At 66.3% G+C, this 21,169-nt stretch carries 19 protein-coding genes; 11 read left to right on the top strand and 8 right to left on the bottom strand.

Features of this window, described 5'->3' with window-relative positions; translation table 11 throughout:
• Positions 1-58: 58 nt before the first annotated feature.
• From QOU61_RS13540 to QOU61_RS13525, 4 genes are all read left to right on the top strand, one after another.
• On the top strand, positions 59-1,927 hold the full coding sequence (locus QOU61_RS13540) for a methylmalonyl-CoA mutase family protein (protein ID WP_289659141.1): 1,869 nt from the start codon (positions 59-61) through the stop codon (positions 1,925-1,927).
• Positions 1,924-2,403, top strand: a complete 480-nt coding sequence (locus QOU61_RS13535) for a GFA family protein (protein ID WP_289659139.1) — start codon at positions 1,924-1,926, stop codon at positions 2,401-2,403. The genes QOU61_RS13540 and QOU61_RS13535 overlap by 4 nt, the downstream gene beginning before the upstream one ends.
• 245 nt (positions 2,404-2,648) lie before the next feature.
• Positions 2,649-4,805 carry a methylmalonyl-CoA mutase gene (scpA, locus tag QOU61_RS13530; RefSeq protein WP_289659137.1) on the top strand — a complete coding sequence of 719 codons (2,157 nt, stop codon included), beginning with the start codon at positions 2,649-2,651 and terminating at the stop codon, positions 4,803-4,805.
• Between the two features lie 74 nt (positions 4,806-4,879).
• Positions 4,880-5,644, top strand: a complete 765-nt coding sequence (locus QOU61_RS13525; protein ID WP_289661498.1) for an RsiV family protein — start codon at positions 4,880-4,882, stop codon at positions 5,642-5,644.
• Between the two features lie 7 nt (positions 5,645-5,651).
• Here the strand turns inward: QOU61_RS13525 and QOU61_RS13520 are convergent, their stop codons facing one another.
• Positions 5,652-6,128, bottom strand: coding sequence for an SRPBCC family protein (locus QOU61_RS13520; protein ID WP_289659135.1), 477 nt, complete (start codon positions 6,126-6,128; stop codon positions 5,652-5,654).
• Between the two features lie 154 nt (positions 6,129-6,282).
• Between QOU61_RS13520 and meaB the strand changes: the two genes are divergently transcribed.
• The 3 genes from meaB (at position 6,283) to QOU61_RS13505 (ending at position 9,502) form a co-directional block, all read left to right on the top strand.
• Positions 6,283-7,275: a methylmalonyl Co-A mutase-associated GTPase MeaB gene (meaB, locus tag QOU61_RS13515; RefSeq protein ID WP_289659133.1), complete on the top strand. Its 993-nt coding sequence runs from the start codon at positions 6,283-6,285 to the stop codon at positions 7,273-7,275.
• A complete protein-coding gene (locus QOU61_RS13510; protein WP_289659131.1) occupies positions 7,272-7,997 on the top strand; it encodes a pyroglutamyl-peptidase I in 726 nt (241 codons plus the stop codon). Before meaB ends, QOU61_RS13510 begins: the two co-directional genes overlap by 4 nt.
• Before the next feature lie 125 nt (positions 7,998-8,122).
• A complete protein-coding gene (locus tag QOU61_RS13505; RefSeq protein ID WP_289659129.1) occupies positions 8,123-9,502 on the top strand; it encodes a TIGR03808 family TAT-translocated repetitive protein in 1,380 nt (459 codons plus the stop codon).
• A gap of 16 nt (positions 9,503-9,518) precedes the next feature.
• Here the strand turns inward: QOU61_RS13505 and QOU61_RS13500 are convergent, their stop codons facing one another.
• From QOU61_RS13500 to QOU61_RS13485, 4 genes are all read right to left on the bottom strand, one after another.
• Positions 9,519-9,998: a TIGR03809 family protein gene (locus tag QOU61_RS13500; RefSeq protein WP_289659127.1), complete on the bottom strand. Its 480-nt coding sequence runs from the start codon at positions 9,996-9,998 to the stop codon at positions 9,519-9,521.
• A 412-nt stretch (positions 9,999-10,410) separates the two neighbouring features.
• A complete protein-coding gene (locus QOU61_RS13495) occupies positions 10,411-12,066 on the bottom strand; it encodes a S8 family serine peptidase (protein ID WP_502876924.1) in 1,656 nt (551 codons plus the stop codon).
• Positions 12,067-12,103: 37 nt separating this feature from the next.
• Positions 12,104-12,802, bottom strand: a complete 699-nt coding sequence (locus tag QOU61_RS13490) for a hypothetical protein (RefSeq protein ID WP_289659125.1) — start codon at positions 12,800-12,802, stop codon at positions 12,104-12,106.
• On the bottom strand, positions 12,799-13,368 hold the full coding sequence (locus QOU61_RS13485) for a sigma-70 family RNA polymerase sigma factor (RefSeq protein WP_289659123.1): 570 nt from the start codon (positions 13,366-13,368) through the stop codon (positions 12,799-12,801). Before QOU61_RS13485 ends, QOU61_RS13490 begins: the two co-directional genes overlap by 4 nt.
• Positions 13,369-13,890: 522 nt before the next feature.
• Between QOU61_RS13485 and QOU61_RS13480 the strand changes: the two genes are divergently transcribed.
• Together QOU61_RS13480 and QOU61_RS13475 are read left to right on the top strand one after the other, a co-directional pair.
• Positions 13,891-14,919 carry a GGDEF domain-containing protein gene (locus QOU61_RS13480; protein WP_502876954.1) on the top strand — a complete coding sequence of 343 codons (1,029 nt, stop codon included), beginning with the start codon at positions 13,891-13,893 and terminating at the stop codon, positions 14,917-14,919.
• A 71-nt stretch (positions 14,920-14,990) separates the two neighbouring features.
• Positions 14,991-16,097 carry a DUF2336 domain-containing protein gene (locus QOU61_RS13475; protein WP_289659118.1) on the top strand — a complete coding sequence of 369 codons (1,107 nt, stop codon included), beginning with the start codon at positions 14,991-14,993 and terminating at the stop codon, positions 16,095-16,097.
• 9 nt (positions 16,098-16,106) lie between these two features.
• Here the strand turns inward: QOU61_RS13475 and QOU61_RS13470 are convergent, their stop codons facing one another.
• Entirely contained in the window at positions 16,107-16,742 is a 636-nt protein-coding gene (locus tag QOU61_RS13470; RefSeq protein ID WP_289659116.1) for an NrsF family protein, read from the bottom strand.
• Positions 16,743-16,744: 2 nt separating this feature from the next.
• On the bottom strand, positions 16,745-17,290 hold the full coding sequence (locus QOU61_RS13465; protein ID WP_289659114.1) for a sigma-70 family RNA polymerase sigma factor: 546 nt from the start codon (positions 17,288-17,290) through the stop codon (positions 16,745-16,747).
• Between the two features lie 294 nt (positions 17,291-17,584).
• Here QOU61_RS13465 and QOU61_RS13460 point away from each other — a divergent pair, with 294 nt between their 5' ends.
• Both QOU61_RS13460 and QOU61_RS13455 read left to right on the top strand, forming a co-directional pair.
• Positions 17,585-18,187, top strand: coding sequence for a hypothetical protein (locus tag QOU61_RS13460; RefSeq protein ID WP_289659112.1), 603 nt, complete (start codon positions 17,585-17,587; stop codon positions 18,185-18,187).
• A 127-nt stretch (positions 18,188-18,314) separates the two neighbouring features.
• Entirely contained in the window at positions 18,315-19,094 is a 780-nt protein-coding gene (locus QOU61_RS13455; protein ID WP_289659110.1) for an enoyl-CoA hydratase, read from the top strand.
• A 165-nt stretch (positions 19,095-19,259) separates the two neighbouring features.
• Here the strand turns inward: QOU61_RS13455 and QOU61_RS13450 are convergent, their stop codons facing one another.
• The gene (locus tag QOU61_RS13450) at positions 19,260-21,122 is read right to left on the bottom strand and encodes an acetyl-CoA hydrolase/transferase C-terminal domain-containing protein (RefSeq protein ID WP_289659108.1); all 1,863 of its coding nucleotides are present in this window, start codon (positions 21,120-21,122) and stop codon (positions 19,260-19,262) included.
• Positions 21,123-21,169: the final 47 nt, after the last annotated feature.

Genomic DNA, 21,169 nt, shown 5'->3' with positions numbered 1-21,169 from the left:
CGTTTGGCTTGGCCGCCGGAGCGTGGCAATTTCCGCCCATGATGGAAAGAGCCTTTCGATGACGACACCAGACGACCTGCCGCTGGCAGCCGATTTTGCACTGGCAAGCGAAGCGGACTGGCGCAAGCTGGTCGATGGCGTGCTGAAGGGCGCGCCGTTCGAGAAGCTGGTCGGCAAGAGCTACGACGGGATCGCAATCCAGCCGATCTACCGCCGCGCCGCAGGGGCTGCCGCCATCGCCGGGCGGCCTGCGGCCGCGCCGTGGCAGATCGTGCAGCGGGTCGACCATCCCGATCCGGCAATAGCCAACAGCCAGGCGCTGCACGACCTCGAAGGCGGTGCGACCGGGCTTTCGCTGGTGTTTGCGGGCGCCAATGCGGCCCGCGGCTTCGGGCTGGAACCTACGCCTGAAGCGATCGGCAAGGTGCTCGACGGCGTACTGCTCGATGCCGGGATTGCGATCGAGCTCGAGATTGGCCCGCAGTCGCGGATGGCCGCGATCCACATCGCGGAATATGTCAAACGCCGCGGCATCGATCCGACAGCCTGCAACATCCGCTTCGGCCTCGATCCGCTCGGCGCCTGTGCCGCCTGGGGATCGAGCCCCTATGCCTGGCCCGAGATCGTCCCGGCGCTGGCCGGCGCGGTGAAAGGCCTCACTGATGCGGGGTTCAAGGGCCCGTTCGCGGCTGCCGACGGACGCGTGATCCATGACGCCGGCGGATCGGAAGCGCAGGAACTCGCCTTCGTGCTGGCAAGTGGCGTGGCCTATCTGCGCGCGCTCGAGCAGGCGGGCGTTCCGCTCGAGCAGACGCAGGGAATGGTCTATGCGCGCCTTGCCGCCGATGCCGACGAGTTCCTGACGATTGCGAAATTGCGCGGCATTCGTCGACTGTGGGCGCGGATCGAGCAGGCCTCGGGCCTGCAGCCGAAGCCGCTGTTCGTCGCCGCCGACAGCGCCTGGCGCATGCTCACGCAGCGCGATGTCTATGTGAACATGCTGCGCGCGACGATCGCAACATTCTCTGCCGCGATCGGCGGCGCCAATGCGATCACCGTGCTGCCGCACACGCTGGCGCTCGGGTTGCCGGACGGCTTTGCACGGCGGATGGCGCGTAACACCCAGCTCATCCTGCTCGAAGAATCCAACATCGAGAAAGTGGCGGATCCTGCCGCAGGCTCCGGCGGCATCGAGGCGCTGACGACGAAGCTTTGCGAGGCCGCCTGGACATTGTTCCAGGAGACGGAAAAGGCCGGCGGGCTGTTTGCCGCGCTTGAGCAGAACCTGATCCAGCGCAAGGTCGCCGCGACGCGTGAGGCACGCGCAGCCAATATCGCCAGACGCCGCGACATACTGACCGGCGCCAGCGAATTTCCAAACCTCGGGGAAGCCCAGGTTGCGGTGCTCGAAGCGAGGCCCGTCACGCTGCCGCCCTATGGCGAAGCCAAATTCAGCTTCGAGGCGCTGGCCCCGCTGCGGCTCGCCGAGCCGTTCGAACGCCTGCGCGACCGCGCCGACGAGATGCTCAAGGGCAAGGGCGCGCGGCCCAAGGTGTTCCTCGCCACCCTCGGCCGGCCTTCCGATTTCACCGCGCGTGCGACCTTTGCCCGCAGCTTCTTTGAAGCCGGCGGCATCGAGGCCGTCGAAGGCGCGGGTTCCACCGATCCGGCCACGCTGGCCTCAGCCTTCAAGGCGTCGGGCGCGGCGTTCGCCTGCCTCTGCTCTTCCGATGCCGTCTATGCCGCCCACGCCGCGGCCGCTGCAAAGGCCCTTCAGGACGCCGGCGCAAGGCATATCTATCTGGCAGGCCGGCCCGGCGACATGGAAGCCTCGTTCCGCTCGGCCGGGATCGCCGCGTTCATCTTTGCCGGCTGCGATGCGCTGGCCGCGCTCGATGATGCCTATCACCGGATGGAAGGCACATGACGGCTGACACCAAGACATCGGACAGCAAACCCGTCCTGACCGGCGGCTGCCAGTGCGGCGCGATCCGCTTTGCGGTGACGGCGCCGCCGGACAAGATCGGTATCTGCCATTGCCGGATGTGCCAGAAGGCGTCAGGTGCGCCGTTCGCCTCCTTTGCCGACATCGACAAGGACCATTTTGCCTGGACCAAGGGCACGCCGGCCGCGTTCCGCTCCTCCTCTTTTGCCGAGCGCGACTTCTGCGCCGCCTGCGGCACGCCGTTGAGCTTCCGCCGCATCGACGGTGAGCGGATCGAGATCATGACCGGCGCCTTCGACCGGCCGGACCACGTGGTGCCGACCAGGCAGTATGGCACGGAGTCGCGGCTCGGCTGGGTGGTCGGGATCGCCAATTTACCGAGCCAGACCACGGTGCAGAATTACGGCCCGGAAAAGATGGCAACCATCGTCAGCCACCAGCATCCGGATCATGATTAACGAGCGTTTCGGTCGGCTTATCCCAGGTTTCAGGCGTGCTAGAATGTGACCATGTTTCAGGCCTTACTCGGAGTTCTGATCGATATTCTGATAGTCACGTCCTGGTGGGCTCGTGGCGCCCCGAAGAGCCGTCTGGGCGTCCCCGTCTACAAGAAGAGCCTTCAAAGTCGTCGAGACGATCCCGTCTACCAGAAGAGCCTGCAAAGGTTGATTGAACGGAATCGCAGGTTTGAGGAAACGAAGGAATGACCCGTATTCCTGACTTCGCCGATGTCGCCTTCGAGCCCGTCACGGCCGCAACGCCCGCCAGCCGCGCCGAGCCGTGGCTGACGCCCGAGGGCATTCCGGTCAAGCCGGCTTACAGCGAAGCCGACCTCGAGGGCATCGACTTCCTCGCGACCTGGCCGGGCATTGCGCCCTATCTGCGCGGCCCCTACCCGACCATGTATGTCAACCAGCCCTGGACCGTCAGGCAATATGCCGGCTTCTCCACGGCGGAGGATTCCAACGCCTTCTACCGGCGCAACCTCGCGGCCGGCCAGAAGGGCCTTTCCGTCGCCTTCGACCTCGCCACCCACCGCGGCTATGACTCGGATCATCCGCGCGTTGCCGGCGATGTCGGCATGGCCGGCGTCGCGATCGATTCGATCTACGACATGCGCACGCTGTTCGCCGGCATCCCGCTCGATCGCATGAGCGTGTCGATGACCATGAACGGCGCGGTGCTGCCGATCCTGGCGCTGTTCGTGGTGGCGGCCGAGGAACAGGGCGTGCCGCCGGAGAAACTGTCAGGCACCATTCAGAACGACATTCTGAAAGAGTTCATGGTGCGCAACACCTACATCTATCCGCCGACGCCCTCGATGCGGATCATCTCCGACATCTTCGCCTATACGTCGCAGAAGATGCCGAAATTCAATTCTATTTCCATTTCCGGCTATCACATGCAGGAGGCCGGCGCGACGCAGGACCTCGAGCTCGCCTATACGCTCGCCGACGGCGTCGAATATTTGCGCGCCGGCATCGCCGCAGGCCTCGACGTCGACCGTTTCGCGCCGCGGCTGTCGTTCTTCTGGGCGATCGGCATGAACTTCTTCATGGAAGTCGCCAAGATGCGCGCCGCGCGGCTCTTGTGGGCGAAGCTGTTGAAGCCGTTCAATCCGAAAGACCCGCGCTCGCTGTCGCTGCGCACGCATTGCCAGACCTCGGGCTGGTCGCTGACCGCACAGGACGTCTTCAACAATGTGATGCGCACCACGATGGAGGCGATGGCGGCAACGCAAGGCCATACCCAGTCGCTGCACACCAACGCGCTCGACGAGGCCCTGGCGCTGCCGACCGATTTCTCGGCGCGGATCGCGCGCAACACCCAGCTCTTCCTGCAGCAGGAGAGCGGCACCACGCGCATCATCGATCCCTGGGGCGGCTCGTATTATGTCGAGCGGCTGACCCGCGACCTCGCCGCCAAGGCGTGGGGTCACATCCAGGAGGTCGAGGAGCTCGGCGGGATGGCCAAGGCGATCGAGGCCGGCGTGCCCAAGCTTCGCATCGAGGAAGCCGCCGCCAAGACCCAGGCGCGGATCGACGCCGGCAAGCAGGCGGTGATCGGCGTCAACAAGTACAAGGTGGCCGACGAGGCGCCGATCGAGATCCTGAAGGTCGATAATTCCAACGTCCGGCGGTTGCAGATCGACAAGCTCAAGCGGCTGCGCGCCGAGCGCAACCAGAAGGACGTCGATGCGGCGCTCGCCGCGCTGACGCGCTCCGCCGGCGAAGGCAACGGCAACCTGCTGGCGCTAGCGATCGACGCCGCACGCGCGAAAGCCACCGTCGGCGAGATTTCGGACGCGATGGAAAAGGTGTTCGGCCGGCACCGTGCCGAGATCAAGTCGATCACCGGCATCTACAGGCGGGAGGCATCGACCATGTCCAACCGGGTCGGCAAGGTGGAGGCCCTGATCGAGGCCTTCGAGGAGGCCGAAGGACGCAGGCCGCGCATCCTGGTGGCGAAGATCGGCCAGGACGGCCACGACCGCGGCCAGAAGGTGATCGCATCCGCCTTCGCCGATCTCGGCTTCGATGTCGATATCGGTCCCTTGTTCGCCACCGCCGACGAGGCCGCGCGGCAAGCGGTCGAGAACGACGTCCATATTCTCGGCGTCTCCTCGCTCGCCGCCGCCCATCTCACCGCGGTGCCGGAATTGAAGGCCGCGCTGAAGAAACACGGCCGCGAGGACATCATGATCATCATTGGCGGCGTGGTGCCGCCGCAGGACTATGATGCGCTCCATGCCGCCGGCGCGGAGGCGATCTTCCCGCCCGGCACCGTTATCGCCGATGCCGCCGAAGAGCTGATCCGCAAGCTCAACGCGCGGCTCGGCCATAGCGAGGCGGCGGAATAACGCCGCCCCGCTTGCGAGTCTCTTGCCGCTTAGGATCTCTCGTGCACGCCCGCCTGTCGTTTTTTGTCCGCTCGCTGGCTCTTGCCGGCATCATCGCCTGCTTCGCGCTACCGGTTACGACATTCGCTGCCGATCCAAAACCTGACGCCGCCGTCAAGAACAAGGCGATCGAGGCCAGCGTCTTCCTCGACGACAAGGTCAAGGCCGATCCGGCGCTCGCGGCGGACAGCCTCGCCGAGGGCCGGAAATGGATCGACAAGAACGTCGCGGAAGCCAACGCGTCGCGCAAGCAGGACCCGCAGCTGTTCCGCGATGGCGGCTGGTCATTCGAGCGCAAATATGCGCTGCGCTCGACGGTCGACGGCCACTATGTCAGCCTGGTGAGGTCCGACTACATGGACACCCACGGCGCGCATCCGAATTCCGACGTCGACACCATCCTGTGGGATGCGACGGCAAAGAAGCGCATCAGCATCCGTCCGTTCTTCACCGAGGCCGGCGACAACGGGCCGACCATGACGGCGATGCTGAAGGCTGTGATCGCCTCGCTCAATCTCGAGAAGAAGAAGCGCGACGCGTCGGATACCGCGACCGCCGAGTGGTACAAGGGGCTGGAGCCGAAACTGCTGAAGATCGGCGCTGTGACGCTGGCGCCCTCGACCGAAGCGGGCAAGAGCTCCGGCCTCACCTTCCACTATCCGCCCTACGCGGTCGGTCCGTACGCCGAAGGCGAATATGTGGCCTTCGTCCCCTGGGAGACGCTGAAGCCTTATCTCTCGCCCGAGGGTGAGAGGGTCTTCGGCGGCAGGCGCCCCAAAAGCGATATCGAGCCGCCGTGACGCCGCCTCACGCCTCCGCGGCGCGTCGCGCCAGGGCCCTTGTAAGTGAAGCCGTCCATTCCGGGATCCAGGACTGAAACAGCGTTTGCCAGGCGCTAGCATCCTGCGGCGCCGGATCGAGCGCGACCGCCCATTCGATCAAGGTCCGATTACCCTCGGTGATGCCGATGAGGTGCATCGTGCCTTCGTAGGGCGTCGGCGACGGAGGCTCGGCGACAATTCCCACCGGAAACGGCAGGGGTTCGATACCCCGGTAGGTCAGGCTGTGCGTATCGTCGGAATGGCCGACCAGGCTCTGGCGCACCCAGTTGCCGAGATAGCAGAAACGCCTGACCGCGCCGACCTCGTCGCCACGCCTGTCGTCCTCGATCACGCTTTCCGAGACGCCCTCGATATAGGCGGGGTAGTTGTTGAAGTCGCGGATCAAGGACCACACGGTTTCCAGGGGATGATCGAGCACGGTGCTGTAATAGGCGCGCGTCATGAGAGGCTCCGGCAGGGATGATTGTTGCGGGCGATGGAGGCGGATCGTGCCGCTTCGGTTGCAACCGGCCCACCCGATTTCCGATGCGAAATGATCGGGGGATGCGGCCTTGCCCTGCTCTCGCCTGCGCCACCCAGCCGTTGTAAACCAAGCCATGCCTGTCCCCCGCAATGCCGCCCCGGACATCGATGCCTTGAAGCGCGACCTGCTCGCGGGCCACCGCGCCGCGCTGGCGCGCGCCATCACCTTGATCGAGAGCCGGCGCAGCGACCACCAGGCGGCCGCGCGCGAGCTCGTGCAGACGCTGCTGCCCAACACCGGCAAGGCGATCCGGATCGGCATCACCGGCTCGCCGGGGGTCGGCAAGTCGACCACGATCGATGCGCTCGGCATGTTCCTGATCGGGGGCGGCCACAAGGTCGCGGTGCTGGCGGTCGACCCCTCCTCGGCGCGCACCGGCGGCTCGATCCTCGGCGACAAGACGCGAATGGCGCAGCTCGCCGCTTCCGAGCATGCCTATATCCGGCCCTCGCCTTCCTCGGGCACGCTCGGCGGCGTCGCGGCGAAGACCCGCGAGGCCATGCTGCTGTGCGAGGCGGCGGGCTTTGACGTGGTGCTGGTGGAGACCGTCGGCATCGGCCAGTCCGAGACCGCGGTTTCCGACATGACCGACTTCTTCCTCGCGCTGATGCTGCCCGGCGCCGGCGACGAATTGCAGGGTATCAAGAAAGGCCTTGTCGAGCTCGCCGACATGATCGCGATCAACAAGGCCGATGGCGACAATATCAAGCGCGCCAACCACGCCGCCGCCGACTATCGCAGCGCGCTGCATATCCTCAAGCCGCGCTCGGAGCATTGGCATCCGCCGGTGCTGACCTATTCGGCGATGACCGGCAAGGGTATCCCCGAGCTCTGGCAGAAGGTCCTCGACCACCGCACCGCGATGAACGCTTCAGGGGAGTTCGCGAGCCGGCGGCGCGAGCAGCAGGTGAAGTGGATGTGGTCGATGCTGGAGCAGCGCCTGCTGGCACGGCTGCGCGCCGAGCCCTCCGTGCGCGCCAGGGTGAAGAAACTGGAGGCGGAAGTCGCCGACGGCCGCCTCACGCCCGCGGTTGCCGCCGAGCGGCTGGCGGACATGCTGCGATGAGCGGCAGGCTTTCCGTCCTGATCACCGGGTTCGGCCCCTTCCCCGGCGCGCCGTTCAATCCGACGGAGCCGCTGGTGGCGCGGCTGATGCGGCTGCGCCGTCCCGCGCTCGACGATGTTGCGCTCGCAAGCCACATTTTTCCCGTGACCTATGCCGATGTCGACCGCGAGCTGCCGCAGCTCCTGGCAAGGCACAGGCCGCAGGCACTTCTGATGTTCGGGCTCGCAGCGCGGACGCCGTATCTGCGGATCGAGACCCGGGCGCGCAACGCGATCACGACCATCTGGCCGGATGCCGCCCACACGCGCATAGGCAAGGGATCGATCGCGCGCGACGCCGATGCGCGCGCATTCGGCCCGCACACGGCAAAACTGCTGCGCGCGGCGCTTGCCACCGGGATCGATGCCCGCGCTTCACGCGACGCCGGAAGTTACCTCTGCAACTATCTGAGCTGGCGCGCGATCGAGGCAACCGGCGACGCACGGCATGATCCCGAAAGGCGGCGACCGGCTTTCGGAAAAGATCATGCCCAAATGACAGACGGCCCGGCGCTTGCCGCCTTCGTCCACATCCCGCTGATCGCGCGCGAGGCGGCCTGGGCGCGCCGCGGTGCACGGCGCATCACGCTGGAGCAACTGGTCGATGCCGGCGAAGCCGTGCTGATGGAGATGGTACGGCTGGCGCGGCAGGCCGCGATGGCGCGCGCCGACGCGCCATCCTGAGCGCCCTGTTAACCCTACCCTCAACAATCCCGTGCGACGCGTGCCGCGTTCACCATGCGGCAGCCGATTTTGGCGCTACTGAAGGCTTTCGAAGCAGACCGCTTGCGTTTGCGAGGCGTCTCGCCATGGACCTCGATCGCCGCCATCTTCTCAAAGGCTCTGCCGCCGGCGCGGCGGGCGCCGCCGGTGCATTCGCGATCGCGCCGGACGCGGCGCATGCAGCGCCACTACCTTCAACACTGGGCCGTGACGTCACGCAATATGGCGTGCGGCCGGGCAGCCCCGATGATCAGACCAGAGCCCTGCAGCGCGCGATCGACGAAGCCACGCGCGCGCAGGTCCCGCTGGTGCTGCCGCCGGGCGTCTATCGCACCGGCATGCTGCGACTGGCCAGCGGCGCCCAGCTCATCGGCGTCCGCGGCGCGACGAAGCTCGCGTTCACCGGCGGTGCTTCGCTGCTGCTTGGCGAAGGCGCCGATCACCTCGGCATCAGTGGCATCACATTCGACGGCGGCGGCATTCCGCTTGCCGAGCGGCGCGGCCTTGTCCACTGCCTCGGCGGCCGCGATATCCGCGTGACCGACTGCGAGATCACCGCGAGCGGCGGCAGCGCGATCTGGTTCGAGCAGGTCTCGGGCGAGGTTGCCGGCAACATCATCACCAAGACTGCGGTCACCGCCGTGGTGTCGTTCGACGCGAAGGGCCTCATCGTCGCGCGCAACACCATCGTCGACACGAGTGACAACGGCATCGAGATCCTGCGCACGGCTGTTGGCGACGACGGCACGCTGGTCGCCGACAACCGCATCGAGGACATCAAGGCCGGCCCCGGCGGCTCCGGCCAGTACGGCAACGCCATCAACGCGTTCCGCGCCGGCAACGTGATCGTGCGCGGCAACCGCATCAGGAACTGCGACTACTCCGCGGTGCGCGGCAATTCCGCCTCCAACATCCAGATCGTGGGCAACAGCGTCACCGACGTGCGCGAGGTCGCGCTCTATTCGGAATTCTCGTTCGAAGGCGCCGTCATCGCCAATAATACCGTTGACGGCGCCGCCTTCGGCGTCTCCGTCTGCAATTTCAACGAGGGCGGCCGCATCGCGGTCGTGCAGGGCAACATCATCCGCAACCTCGCGGCAAAGCGCCCGATCGGGACCGCGCCCGACGACGATGCCGGCATCGGCATCTATGTCGAGGCCGACAGTTCCGTCATCGGCAATGTGGTCGAGAACGCGCCGTCATTCGGCATCGTCGCCGGCTGGGGCAAATATCTGCGCGACGTCGTCATATCCGGCAATGTGATCCGCAATGCCTTCGCCGGCGTCGGCGTATCGGTGGTCGCGGGCGCCGGCAGCGCGCTCGTCAACAACAACATGATCTCGGGGACACCGCGCGGCGCCGTGGTCGGGCTCGACCATGCGCGCGCGGTGACGACGGACCTCGCCGCCGAGGGCGCGCAGCGCTTTGCGCAGGTGGTGATCGGCAGCAACGCGGTGCGGCGCTGATCTCTTGTAGGCGGCCTCAGAACGCGTTGCGCAGCACCGGATAGCGGGCCTCGATCAGGCCGAGGTCGAGTGTGATTTCCCGACCGTCGTCGAGCACGAGCCCGACCGGTTCTGGCTGCGCCTCATCATATGAAACGAGCGCGGGTGCTGCGGGCTCCGGCGGTTTTCGTTCGGCGGCAGCGGGGACCGGCTGCGGCGCGATGCGCACCGCCTCGCGCAGCCGCTCGATTCGCGCGGCAGTCACCCCCTTGCGCGCGAGCCAGGACAGATCGATGGCGGAATTGTCACGCGCCGCCTCGCGCATTGACAGATTGCGCCAGATCTGAACGGCGCTTTTGGCTTCCTGGATGTTTTCGAGGAACGCGCGCTCGGAGTGATAGCGCCGCCAGCGGCCGGTCTCGAACAATTCGGTGAGATATTCCAGCCTTTGCTCGGCAAGCGCGCACCAGCGCGCCACGACATCGCGGCCGCGGGCCACGTCGGGATGTTGTGTCATGAACCTGTCCGGAACGAGTAGGGAGAACTCGCAAGACGCAACCGACACGAATCAACACGACGTGACGGATTTATTTTGTGGAAAACTTGTGGCGTTGTCCAGCGTGAGTCTGCACGTCTAGCGGGCGAAAGCGCGCGAGTGCTCCCGTTCTGACACTGACGTCGCCCGTGCTGCGCGCGCCTCGGCGCATGCCGGTCGAAAAGGTGGGCCGAAAAGAGAAGACCCGTCCGGGGGGACAACCGGACGGGTCAAAGCCATATGGGCGCTTGGGGTGGATGGGCGCTCGCGCCTGATATAGCTGTCGGGGAGGGATTAACGCTCCCACACTTATTGGTCGTCGAGGTCAGGTCGACGTTCAAAGCGGGTGCAAGATTTTTTAACGCTTGGGCCGCGCGGTATGCCGCACCCGGCGCTATTGGGCGGCAGGGCGGCCACCGCCGACGACGGCCGATTTGTCGGAGGCGACCGTTGCACCTGGCGCCGCGAGATCCCGCGTCACCGGCATATCCTTCTGTTCGGAAACGCTTTCTTGCCTTGGCGCCTGGGGAGCCACGACCACCGGCGCGGCCGCGGGCGCACTTCCCACCGCCTGCACTGCCGCGAAGGCATCGGCCTCGCCGGCACCAAACAGGTCATCACGACCTGGTGATCCCAGATCGCGCGCGGTTCGCAAAAGCGTGTCGCGCAGCTCGTCGCGCTTCAGCGCCGGATTGCGCGCCAGCATCAAGGCGGCCACGCCGCTGACATAGGCCGAGGAAAACGAGGTGCCCGACGCCATCTGGTATTTCTGATCCGGCGCCGGCAGGAAGATATCGACGCCCGGCGCGGCGATCGCGACATAGCCGCCGCGGTTCGACGCCGCGAACAGCCGGTCCTGCGCGTCGGTGGCGCTGACCGCGATGACATTGGCATTGGCGGCGGGATAAAGCGGCGGCGACTTCGCTCCGGCGTTGCCGGCGGCCGCCACCATCACGATACCGCGCGCCGCTATGGCCGCGATCGCGCGGTCGATCAGATCGTCCTTCGGGCCGGCAAAGCTCATATTGATGATCTGCGCGCCGTGCAGTGCCGCGTAATCAAGGCTTTTCAGGATCACGTAGGAATTGCTTTCCGCCCCCTTCGCGGCGACGCCAAAGGCGCGGATCGCGACCAGCCGCGCCGCCGGCGCGCTGCCCATCAGCCGTGCATGCGCGACGATCGCGCCGGCGACGCCCGTGCCATGGCTGTGCGGGCCCTCCTTCGCCGCCAACGCATCAAAACTGTCGGCGATCGCGCCGGACAGTTCGGGATGGTTGGCATCGATCCCAGAATCGATCACCGCGACCAGCACATCGCCGCCGCGGGAGAGCGCATGGGCCTCGGCAAGGCGCAGCTTCACCAGCGCATATTGCGCGGGGTCGCCTTCCCCGGGCTCCGCCTTCTGCTGCTGCAGCCGATAGCGGAAGTTGGACTGCACCGAGCGCACGCCGGCGTCGGCGGCGAGCTCGCGACGCACCACGTCGACCGCGCGGCCGTCGGTAATGCGGAACAGGCCGATGGTGGCACCGATCAGCGGGAAATTCTGCGATCCGATCCGCGCCAGCCCATGGCGGCGGGCCAGCGCGTCGGCTTGCGCGTCGGTGAGCGCGCCGTCGAGCTCGGCCACGAGCTGGCCGGCGACGGTCTGCAGGTTGACAGCGGCGGACTGCACCGCGCTGCCGCCGCGCGAGCCCTTCGCGCCCTTCTTGCCGGAATTACCCGAATTGCCGGAATTGCCCGAGCCGCCGCCATCGGAGGCGACCGGCTTGCCTGAACATTCGCCGCTCTGGTCGCGATAGGCATAGCCGCAGGGCGGCGCAAGGTTCGGCGAATAGCGCGGGCCGACCGAGGTGATCGCCCTGCCCGTCACATTGGGATTGATGGTCGGGATACGCGAGGGGATGCTGATCGAGGGCGAGCGCATGATGCTCTGCGCTTCTCCCGGCGTCGTGGCGAAGCAAACGGCAGCCAGCAACCCGGCCGTCAAGGCCGCCCTCGCAGGCGACGCCGGCCGCCTGGCCTTGCCCCGATCCGCATCCTGTCTGGTCATGCCACCTGAACTCAAGGCAACCGCGCGGCGCAAACGCCTATTGCGCGGCAACCGCCATGCTGACGATCTTCTCGCTCTGCAGCCGGCTCAAGAGCTTTGCCGCCTGCTCCTTGGTCATCGTCTTGTCGGCGAACTGCAGGCGGAACAGGCCGCTCCTGGCGTCAACGATCGAGGCCTGATAGGCGTCGAGCAGCGCATTGATGTCGCCGACCCGTGCGTCGGGCGAAAAGCGCACCAGCACCCGAAGCGGAGCCGCCGCGCCGAGATCGCGGGTGATCGACGCCGGCTCGTTCATGCTGAGCGAGGCGACCTGGTAGGAGGCGGCCTGGTTCTTCATCACGACCGCGCCGATCACGCCCGCCTGCACCAGCAGTGCGAGCACGGCGACGGCCGCCGACCAGGCGAGCGCGCGCGGCGAGAGGCTGGCGAAAAAGTCCGAGATGCGCGCCGCGAGCCTGCGCGGCGCGGCGCCCTGCGCCGGCTCCGCCTCGATCGCGGCAAACAGCTTCTGCATCGCGCGCGCTGACGGCGCACCCAGGCTTTCATTCAGACGGATAGTCTCGGCGTATTCCTCGCGGATCACGGCATATTGCCGCGCAAGCTCGGAATCGCGGGCCAGCGCCTCCTCGACACGGCGCGCGTCGCGGGCATTGAGCGTGCCGGCTGCATGCCACGGCAGCAGCATTTCGATGTCGCTCGGTTCCTGCTCCGGCATCTTCTGGCTCAATGCCATCATGGCCAACCTCGTTCCACGCCGGCTGCCTTGAGCAGTTCGGCCAGTTTCTTGCGCGCATAGAACAGCCGCGTCTTCACGGTGTTCTCGGGTATCCCGACGATCTCGGCCGCCTCTTCCACCGACTTCTCGTGGTAGTAGACGAGGTCGACGATCTCCCGATGGTCCGGCGAAAGCGCGGTCAGGCACTTGCGCAACGCTTCACTGGTATCCTTCTTCGTTGCCGTCGCTTCAGGATCGTCGGAAGGATCCTCGATGGCGTTGGCAGCGTCGTCTTCCAGCTCGACATCCTTCCGCCGCCGCAGCGCGGAGAGGGCCTTGAATCGCGTGATTGCCAAGAGCCAGGTGGAAACGGCGGAACGGCCTTCGAACTTGCCGGCCTGACGCCAGACGTCGAGGAACACCTCGCTGATCAGGTCTTCCGCAATCTGCTCATTCCGCACGAGCCGAAGCCCGAACCGGAACACCCTGACATGGTGCCGTCCGTACAGCACCTGCATGGCGAGCCGGTCGCCTTGTGCGATCCGGCCGATCAGAACCTCGTCCGAAGCCGCCTGCGTCGCACTCAATGGCCGTCTCGCAAGGTTGGTCGGGCTGGATCGGCCGCCGGTTCGACGACAAAGGCAAGATTCTTCAAGTTAACGTAACATTCCGGAGACATCTGTGATCCACCGCACAAATAGCAGTTTTTTTGCCCGGATACGCGCAATCGACCGACATTCCCTGGTGAAGAAGGTATCATAGTAGCGAAAAACATCCTCGTCCTATCTGCTTTCCAAGCTTAGCAAGGCGTGGCCGACAAGCCAGTATTTGTACGGGGCGGCCGCGGGCTGGCGGCCCTGCTTTTCGCGCCCGGACAAAATCGCGTTGCCGGACAAGGCCGTGCCACCTCCGCAAGGCCCTGAATCAGCGGCAAAGATACCAAACCTAAAGGCTTTGCTCCCTAGAGTTCCTGCGCATCCGGTCAACGGCGACACATGGTCAGCGCGGCTTCACTAGTTCAGGATTCCAGGGAAGGAGCCGCACCCGCCAAGCCGCTCCCGCGAGGCCTGTTGAAGCGCCGCGCCATCCAGCGCCGCCAGACGCTCGCCATGCAGGTGCTGAGCTACGGGCTCGGCGCCAGCGTCCTCCTGATCTACGCCCATGCCGGCACGGTTTCGCTCCTGATCCCGTCGGCCTTTTTCCTGTCTGGCGTCGGCCTGGTCGGCGTATTTGCCCTGCTGTCGGAAACCTATGTCAGCGACCGCTTCGCCGATCATCATCTGGCGGTATTCCAGGTGGTCGGCCATGTGGTGATCCAGCTCGGCTTCCTGCTCGCCGCGCCCGCGATCGGCTACGCCTTCCTGAACGTCCTGTTCCTGATCTTCGCCGTCGCCTCGCTGCGCATGACGTCGCTGCAGGCCGCAGCCTCCTGGACCTTCACGACCGCCTGCGTCGCGCCGATCTTCATGCTCGCCTCCGGTCCAATCGGCCTGCCGGTATCGAACAGCATGGAGCGCCTCGCCAGCACGCTCTCCTTCATCCTGACCATCGGCCAGTGCGCCTTCGTCGGCCTCTACGGCGATTCGCTGCGCAAGAAGCTGTACCGGCGCAGCGTCGAGCTTGCCGACGCCAACAAACGCATCGAGGAGCTCGCCGAGCTCGACGAGCTGACCGGCTCGCACAACCGGCGCTGCATCATGCGCATGCTCGATGAGGAGATCGCCCGCGCGCGGCGCACGCAAAAACCGTGCGCCGTCGCGCTGATCGACCTCGACTGGTTCAAGCGCATCAACGACGCCTACGGCCATCCGATCGGCGATGAGGTGCTGCGCACCTTCGCGATCACGACGTTCGCCAATATCCGCCCGATCGACCGGTTCGGTCGCTACGGCGGCGAGGAATTCCTGCTGATCCTGCCCGACACCGCGCCGGAAACCGCAGACCGTGTCCTCGAGCGGCTGCGCGTCATCATCGCCAATCTCGACTGGAGCGCATTCTCGCCGGGCATGCAGGTGACGATCTCCGCCGGCATCACGGCGCTTCGCGCGGACGAGAGCCCCGACACCCTCCTCGCGCGCGCCGATCGCGCGCTCTATTCAGCCAAGGCGCAGGGACGCAACCGCACCGCCAGCGCCTGACCAAATCATTTTTACTGCCGAGGCGAAGAATCGATCGCCGATCCGGCATCCGGATACTCCAGGACAGAGTCATGAGTTCGAAATCGATTGCTTCAGAAAACCTGCTCGACGAGCTGCAGAGCGCGCTCGCGCACGGCACGGTGGCGCGCCGGGTCGAGACGCTGCGCCGCGTCACCGACCTCTTCGTCAACGGCGCGGTCGATTTCTCAGACGAGCAGATCACGCTTTTCGACGACGTGTTCCAGTGCCTGATGATGCATATCGAGACCTCGGCCAGGGCGCTGCTGGCGAGCCGCCTCGCCCCGATCGACACCGCGCCACCGCGCACCATCCGCACCCTCGCCTTCGACGACGTCATCGAGATCGCCGGCCCCGTGCTGTCGAAATCGGAGCGGCTCGACGACGAGATCCTGATCGAGACGGCGCGCAGCAAGAGCCAGGCTCATCTGATGGCGATCTCGACCCGCCGCGTGCTGAGCGGCGCGGTGACCGACGTGCTGGTGCTGCGTGGCAATGACGAAGTGATCCAGAACACGGTCAACAATCCCGGCGCCGAATTTACCGAGCGCGGCTTCACGCGGCTGGTCAGTCGCGCCGAGGGCGACGACAATCTCGCGACCTGCGTCGGGTTGCGGCCGACGCTGCCGCGCCATCTCTATCTCAAGCTGCTTGCGAAGGCGTCCGCGACGGTGCGGGCGCGGCTGGAGGCCGCCGATCCGCAGCATGCCGGCGAAGTGCCGGACGCGGTGCACGAGGTCACGCGGCGTGCGCGCACCTCGCGCGCGGCGATGAGCCAGCAGACCGCGATCGCGCATGCGCTGGTCAAGTCGCTGTTCGAGGATGGCCGTCTCGACGAGCACCAGGTCGCCAGCTTCGCCGAGGGCGGCAAGTTCGACGAGACCAACGCCTCGATCGCCGCGCTCGCCAACGTGCCGGTAGCTGTCGCCGAAAGCATGATGGTCGAGACGCGTGCCGAGGGCGTGATGATCCTGGCCAAGGTTTCGGGCATGTCGTGGTCGACGGTGAAGGCGATCATCAACATGCGCGACGAGCTGATGGGCGGCGAACCGGCGGACATCGCAGCCTGCAAGGAAACCTATGAACGGCTGCGGCCGTCGACCGCGCAGCAGGTGCTGCGCTTCCACCGCATGCAGCAATCCGCGGCGCCGGCGGCCTGAGCGATCGCGCTAGAAGCGCAGCACGCGCGATCCGATGAGCGCGCCGATCGCGGTGATCAGCGCGGTGCCGATCGTGTACCAGGTCGCCACGAACAGCGGCGAGTCGTCGGTGCAATGCGAGGCGTAGAAGGTCGCCGCCAGCCCCGCCGACAGCATGCCGGCGGCGGCGCCGGCAAGCGCAGGCCTGGTCGTCGCGCCATGGCGCAGCCCGACCAGCGCCGCCGCGAGCAGCGGCAGCGACATCACCGGGATCGCGGTCAGGCAGACACGCGAATTATGGCCGACCAGCCGCGTCATCATCGGCAGGCGCTGCGGCATCATCATCTCGCCGGAGATGCCGGCGACCAGAAGGCCGGCCGGAATCACGAACAGCCAGCCCCAGCCTCGCATCGAGGCTTCCGGGCGCGTCAGATGCAGGCTGACGATGATGGCGGCGGAGGCGAGCGCGAGCGTCACCGCGAATTTCAGGTCGAAGAACGGATTGTGCATTGCCGTCATCACGTCCGGCCGCACGCCGAGCTCGGCGAAGAAGATCAGGAGCGAGACCGGCGCGGCCGCGAGCAGGGCCAGCGTCAGCACGAAGCCGACCGGGCGGGCACGGGTGTCGTCGGCAGCGAGGGTGCGGATGAGTTGATCGGTATCCATGCTCATCGATCCCGGAGTTTGGCGGTGAGGCTGGCAAGAGCGCGATGCAGCGCCACGCGGACGGCACCCTCGCTCATCGAGAATTTGGCGGCGGTGTCCTTGATCGAGGCGGCATCGACCGCGATCGATTGCAGCACCTCGCGCTGGCGCGCCGGCAGGGTATTGAGCTGGGCCGCGACCTCGCCCGGCGCGACCGTTTCGGCGGCCGGCTCGCCGGCCAGCGTCTCGGCCAAATCGTCGACGTCGACGAACACGCGCCTGCCCCGCCGTCGGAGCGCATCGATCAGCTTGTTGCGGGCGATCGCAAACAGCCAGGGCGCGAACGGCGCGTCGGCGTCCCAGGTATGTCGTTTCAGATGCACCGCCAGCAAAATGTCCTGCACGATGTCCTCGGCTTGATCGACCGGCTGTCCAGCGCGCGCGAGCCCGCGCCGCGCCGTGGCCCGCAGCACCGGTGTGACGGACCTGAGCAGGCGGTGATAGGCCGCGCCGTCTCCCGCGATGGCCGACCGCATCAGGCCGGTCCATTCGTCTTCACGCTCCCGCACGCCCGCTCCTGGATTGCAATTCGATCGATCTTTCAATTTGTTACGTCTGAGATCAAAAATCACGAAATCGTGATCACGGTCGATTCAGACCGGGCCGGCCGCCCGTCTCATAACACCGATTGGAACGGCTGGCATCGCCGGGGCAACGTGGGCAGTACCGGAGATCGGCCACGGGCGGCCGTGCCCCGCTTTTGCCCGGCGAAGCCCGAAGATTCCCACATTTCGCCCCGTTGCGGACATCACCCGGGGTCTCTGTTCGCCGGTTAGGGACTGGCAAATTCGGGGAGATTGCCAATGATCAGAGCCAGCGGGCGCACGGCGGTGATACTCGCAACAGGGCTTTTGGTGTGTTTTGCCGGCGCTCCGCTGGCTTCCGCGGCGTCGGATGATTCCGGCGCAAAGGCCGTCAAGCGCCACCACGCGCAGCAGCGCAGTGGCAAGGCGGCCCGGTCATCCGACGATCAGGCCGAAAACAGCAAGGCGAAGGACGCCAATACTGCCGATGCCGGTGGCGGCGCGCCGCTGTCGGCCACTGTGGCCGACGCCAATGCGCAAATGCCGGCTCCGGACAATCCGGCGGCTGCAAGCGCCAGCGCGATGACCGCACGCGCCACCGATCTTACGCAGGCCGCGGCGAACAGCCCGCCGGCCACAGAAGCGCAGGTGGTCGCACCCGATCAGCTCAACGACCTCGATCGCGCGCTGAGCGACGATCCGCCGGCGCCAAAGGTCATCGCGATGGCCTCCGCCGAGGCGCCTGCGGCCTCATCCAGCGCCCGCAGCCAGGAAAGCAGCGAAGGCTCGGCGTGGGACCAGAGTTCGCTGATCGGAAAGATCTTCATCAGCTTTGGCGCGCTCCTGACGGTCGCCTCCGCCGCGCGCATGTTCATCGCGTAAGCGGCCTGTTTCAACGAAAGGCGCGCCGGCCTGGCGTCAACCTGGCGCCGCGGCGCGCCTTTCGCCCACTTGAAGACTGTCCCTGCAGCAGGCAGATTGCGCAACAAAGCTTGCGCGGGGTCAGGTCATGAGCACATTCGAAAACATCATCGTCGAAACCCAGGGCGCGGTCGGCATCATCAGGCTGAACCGCCCGAAAATGCTCAATGCGCTCTCCTTCGGCGTGTTCCGCGAGATCGCGGCGGCGGTCGACGACCTCGAGGCTGACGACGCCATAGGCTGTATCGTGCTCACCGGCAGCGACAAGGCCTTTGCCGCCGGCGCCGACATCAAGGAGATGCAGCCGAAACGCTTCATCGACATGTTCTCGTCGGACTTCGCCAGCGCCGGCGGCGACCGCGTCGCCCGATGCCGCAAGCCGACGATCGCGGCGGTCGCGGGCTACGCGCTCGGCGGCGGCTGCGAGCTCGCCATGATGTGCGACATCATCATCGCCGCCGACACCGCGAAGTTTGGCCAGCCCGAAATAACTCTCGGCACCATTCCGGGCATCGGCGGCACGCAGCGGCTGACCCGCGCGATCGGCAAGTCCAAGGCGATGGACCTGTGCCTGACCGGGCGCATGATGGATGCAGCGGAGGCCGAGCGTTCCGGCCTCGTCAGCCGCGTGGTCGCCGCCGACAAGCTGATGGAGGAGGCGCTTGCGGCCGCCGAGAAGATCGCCTCGATGTCGCAGCCGGCCGCGGCGATGGCCAAGGAGGCGGTCAACCGCGCCTTCGAGACATCGCTGTCCGACGGGCTCAATGTCGAGCGCAACCTGTTTCATTCGACCTTCGCGCTGGAAGACCGCGCCGAGGGCATGGCCGCCTTCATCGAGAAGCGCAAGCCGGTGAACAGGAACCGGTAAGGTCTGCGAGGCGGACGCCGCGTACCCAGTCGTCACACGCGGGCCTGACCCGCGTGTCCATCAAACGATTGTTTCTTTCACGAAAGATGGATGGCCGGGTCATCTAGCGCGAAGACGCGCTTCGCGCTTTTGCCCGGCCATGACGACTTTCCCACCGCGGCAGCCTCAAGGCGCGCCGCTGCGCGCCAGCGCCGCGGCCACCAGCACGCGATAGGCGCGCTCGGTAAAACTCTTGGGACGGTCGAGCCCGAGCCGCGCCAGATACGGCTCGTTGGCGGAATCCGGCTTTCGCATGCCCTGCCACAGCATGGAGGCGAGCCGCAGCGGTGAGGCCTGCGCTTCCTGCAGGAGCTGCAGCGCCGGAATCAGGCGCTGCTCGATATCGGTGAAATCGCTGCCGAACGGGAATGACGGCAACAGGCCCGCCTCGCGCGCGGGCTTCAGCGCCGCGGCAATCCGCTCCGGCGTGTTCTCGCGGTGGGCGGCCGGAATCTCGTACGTCCTCGGCAGCTTGCCGGCGTCCTTGGCGCCCCGCATCAATTCGTCCTGGAAGCGTGCATCCGCGATCGACAGCATCGCCGCGATGACGTCGGCATCCGATTTGCCCCTGACATCGGCGATGCCGTACTCGGTGACGAAAATATCGCGCAGATGCCGCGGAATGGTCTCGTGGCCATAAGCCCAGCGGATGTTGGATTGCCACTTCGCGCCCGCGCGCCGCGCCGCCTCCAGCGCGAGGATCGAGCGGGCCCCACGCAGCGCAAAGGCCTGCGCCACGAAATTATACTGGCCGCCGACGCCGCTCACGACCTGGCCGTTCTCGAGGCCGTCGGAGACAGCCGCCCCCAGCAATGTCGCGATCATGGTGTTGTTGACGAAACAGGCATCGACGCGCGCCGCGCGCTTCTGCGCCTCCTCCTCGCCATAGAGCTCGTTGGTGAAGGACACCGGCATCATCTGGATGCGGGCGAGCTGTTCGCCCGGCATCTCGCGGAGCGCGCGGTAGAACGATTTCGGCCCGAGGAAGAAGGCGCCGTGCAGCACCACGCCGTCGACCTCGCGCTTGAGGATGTCGGCCTCGACCAGGCCGAGAAACGCCTCGAACAGCATTTCGCTGACGCCGTAGAGCCCCTTGTCGAACGGGCCGGCCTGCGCGGGCGGCAATGGCGCGCGCGCCGGGGAAAGGCGCTGCATGATCGCGCGAAATTCGCCGTTGCTGCGGTGGCGCACCACGAGCCCCTGCGCCAGCGCATCACCGACCTGGCCGATGCCGATCTGCAAGCTCCCGCCGTCGCGCACGAGGCTCGCCGCATGCAGCCCGATCGCATATTTGGTGTCGCTGATCGGCTCCGACGGCGGCGCGAACAGCGGGAATTCGGTGGCGGGGCTCTCGAGCACCGCGCTGAATTCATCCGCCGGCAGCACGCCCGGTCCAGGCATGAACGGCAATTCGGAATTGACCTGGCCGACCAGCTTGAACGACGCCGTGCCCTCGCGGCGGGCGCGCAGCACCTCGAGCGTGGTGTCGGTGTTGCAGCTCAGGCTGTAGCTGGCCTTGCCATCGATGACGCGCTTGGCCACGAGCTGAACGACCACGTTCAACCCGCGCTCCAGCAGATAGGACACGGCGTGGGTATAGTTGGCGGCGATGAAGTGCTGTTGCGCATAAGGGACGTGCAGCCATCGGCCGGCAAGGAAGAAGAACTCGATGACGCTGATGTTGGGCGGCAGGCGGCCGTGATGCAGCGCATCGGCGTAGGCGAGGTCCGGATAGCCGCCGAACAGGCGATCGATCACCGGCTCGATGAAGCGGCGTTCGAGCAGGTTTGTCGGCTGCGGCTTTTCCAGCGTCAGCGCCGAAAGAAACGTGAGCTTGATCGAGGGATCGGCGGCAGCGCGCGCATAGAGCGCGTTGACGATGTGGTTGGCCTTGCCGAGGCCGAGCGGCAGCCCGACCACGAGATTGCGACCGACGTCGCGAATGATGTCTTCGGCGATCGCCTCGGGGTCGGAGAACTGTTTTGGCATGGAAGGCAAGTTTGCTCCGCGAGCAGGCCGAGCACGGAATCGAGCGC

The sequence above is a fragment of the Bradyrhizobium sp. NP1 genome (assembly GCF_030378205.1).
In the GTDB taxonomy this organism is placed as follows: Bacteria; Pseudomonadota; Alphaproteobacteria; order Rhizobiales; family Xanthobacteraceae; genus Bradyrhizobium.
The sequence above is the reverse complement of the archived record's forward strand: the minus strand, read 5'-3'. Positions and strand labels throughout refer to the sequence as shown.

Excerpts from the sequence above, each read along its gene's own strand:
- QOU61_RS13540 (WP_289659141.1), top strand. The coding sequence starts at position 59 with ATGACGACACCAGACGACCTGCCGCTGGCAGCCGATTTTGCACTGGCA.
- QOU61_RS13535 (WP_289659139.1), top strand. The coding sequence starts at position 1,924 with ATGACGGCTGACACCAAGACATCGGACAGCAAACCCGTCCTGACCGGC.
- scpA (WP_289659137.1), top strand. The coding sequence starts at position 2,649 with ATGACCCGTATTCCTGACTTCGCCGATGTCGCCTTCGAGCCCGTCACG.
- QOU61_RS13520 (WP_289659135.1), bottom strand. The coding sequence starts at position 6,128 with ATGACGCGCGCCTATTACAGCACCGTGCTCGATCATCCCCTGGAAACC.
- meaB (WP_289659133.1), top strand. The coding sequence starts at position 6,283 with ATGCCTGTCCCCCGCAATGCCGCCCCGGACATCGATGCCTTGAAGCGC.
- QOU61_RS13510 (WP_289659131.1), top strand. The coding sequence starts at position 7,272 with ATGAGCGGCAGGCTTTCCGTCCTGATCACCGGGTTCGGCCCCTTCCCC.
- QOU61_RS13505 (WP_289659129.1), top strand. The coding sequence starts at position 8,123 with ATGGACCTCGATCGCCGCCATCTTCTCAAAGGCTCTGCCGCCGGCGCG.
- QOU61_RS13500 (WP_289659127.1), bottom strand. The coding sequence starts at position 9,998 with ATGACACAACATCCCGACGTGGCCCGCGGCCGCGATGTCGTGGCGCGC.
- QOU61_RS13495 (WP_502876924.1), bottom strand. The coding sequence starts at position 12,066 with ATGACCAGACAGGATGCGGATCGGGGCAAGGCCAGGCGGCCGGCGTCG.
- QOU61_RS13490 (WP_289659125.1), bottom strand. The coding sequence starts at position 12,802 with ATGATGGCATTGAGCCAGAAGATGCCGGAGCAGGAACCGAGCGACATC.
- QOU61_RS13480 (WP_502876954.1), top strand. The coding sequence starts at position 13,891 with ATGCAGGTGCTGAGCTACGGGCTCGGCGCCAGCGTCCTCCTGATCTAC.
- QOU61_RS13475 (WP_289659118.1), top strand. The coding sequence starts at position 14,991 with ATGAGTTCGAAATCGATTGCTTCAGAAAACCTGCTCGACGAGCTGCAG.
- QOU61_RS13470 (WP_289659116.1), bottom strand. The coding sequence starts at position 16,742 with ATGGATACCGATCAACTCATCCGCACCCTCGCTGCCGACGACACCCGT.
- QOU61_RS13460 (WP_289659112.1), top strand. The coding sequence starts at position 17,585 with ATGATCAGAGCCAGCGGGCGCACGGCGGTGATACTCGCAACAGGGCTT.
- QOU61_RS13455 (WP_289659110.1), top strand. The coding sequence starts at position 18,315 with ATGAGCACATTCGAAAACATCATCGTCGAAACCCAGGGCGCGGTCGGC.
- QOU61_RS13450 (WP_289659108.1), bottom strand. The coding sequence starts at position 21,122 with ATGCCAAAACAGTTCTCCGACCCCGAGGCGATCGCCGAAGACATCATT.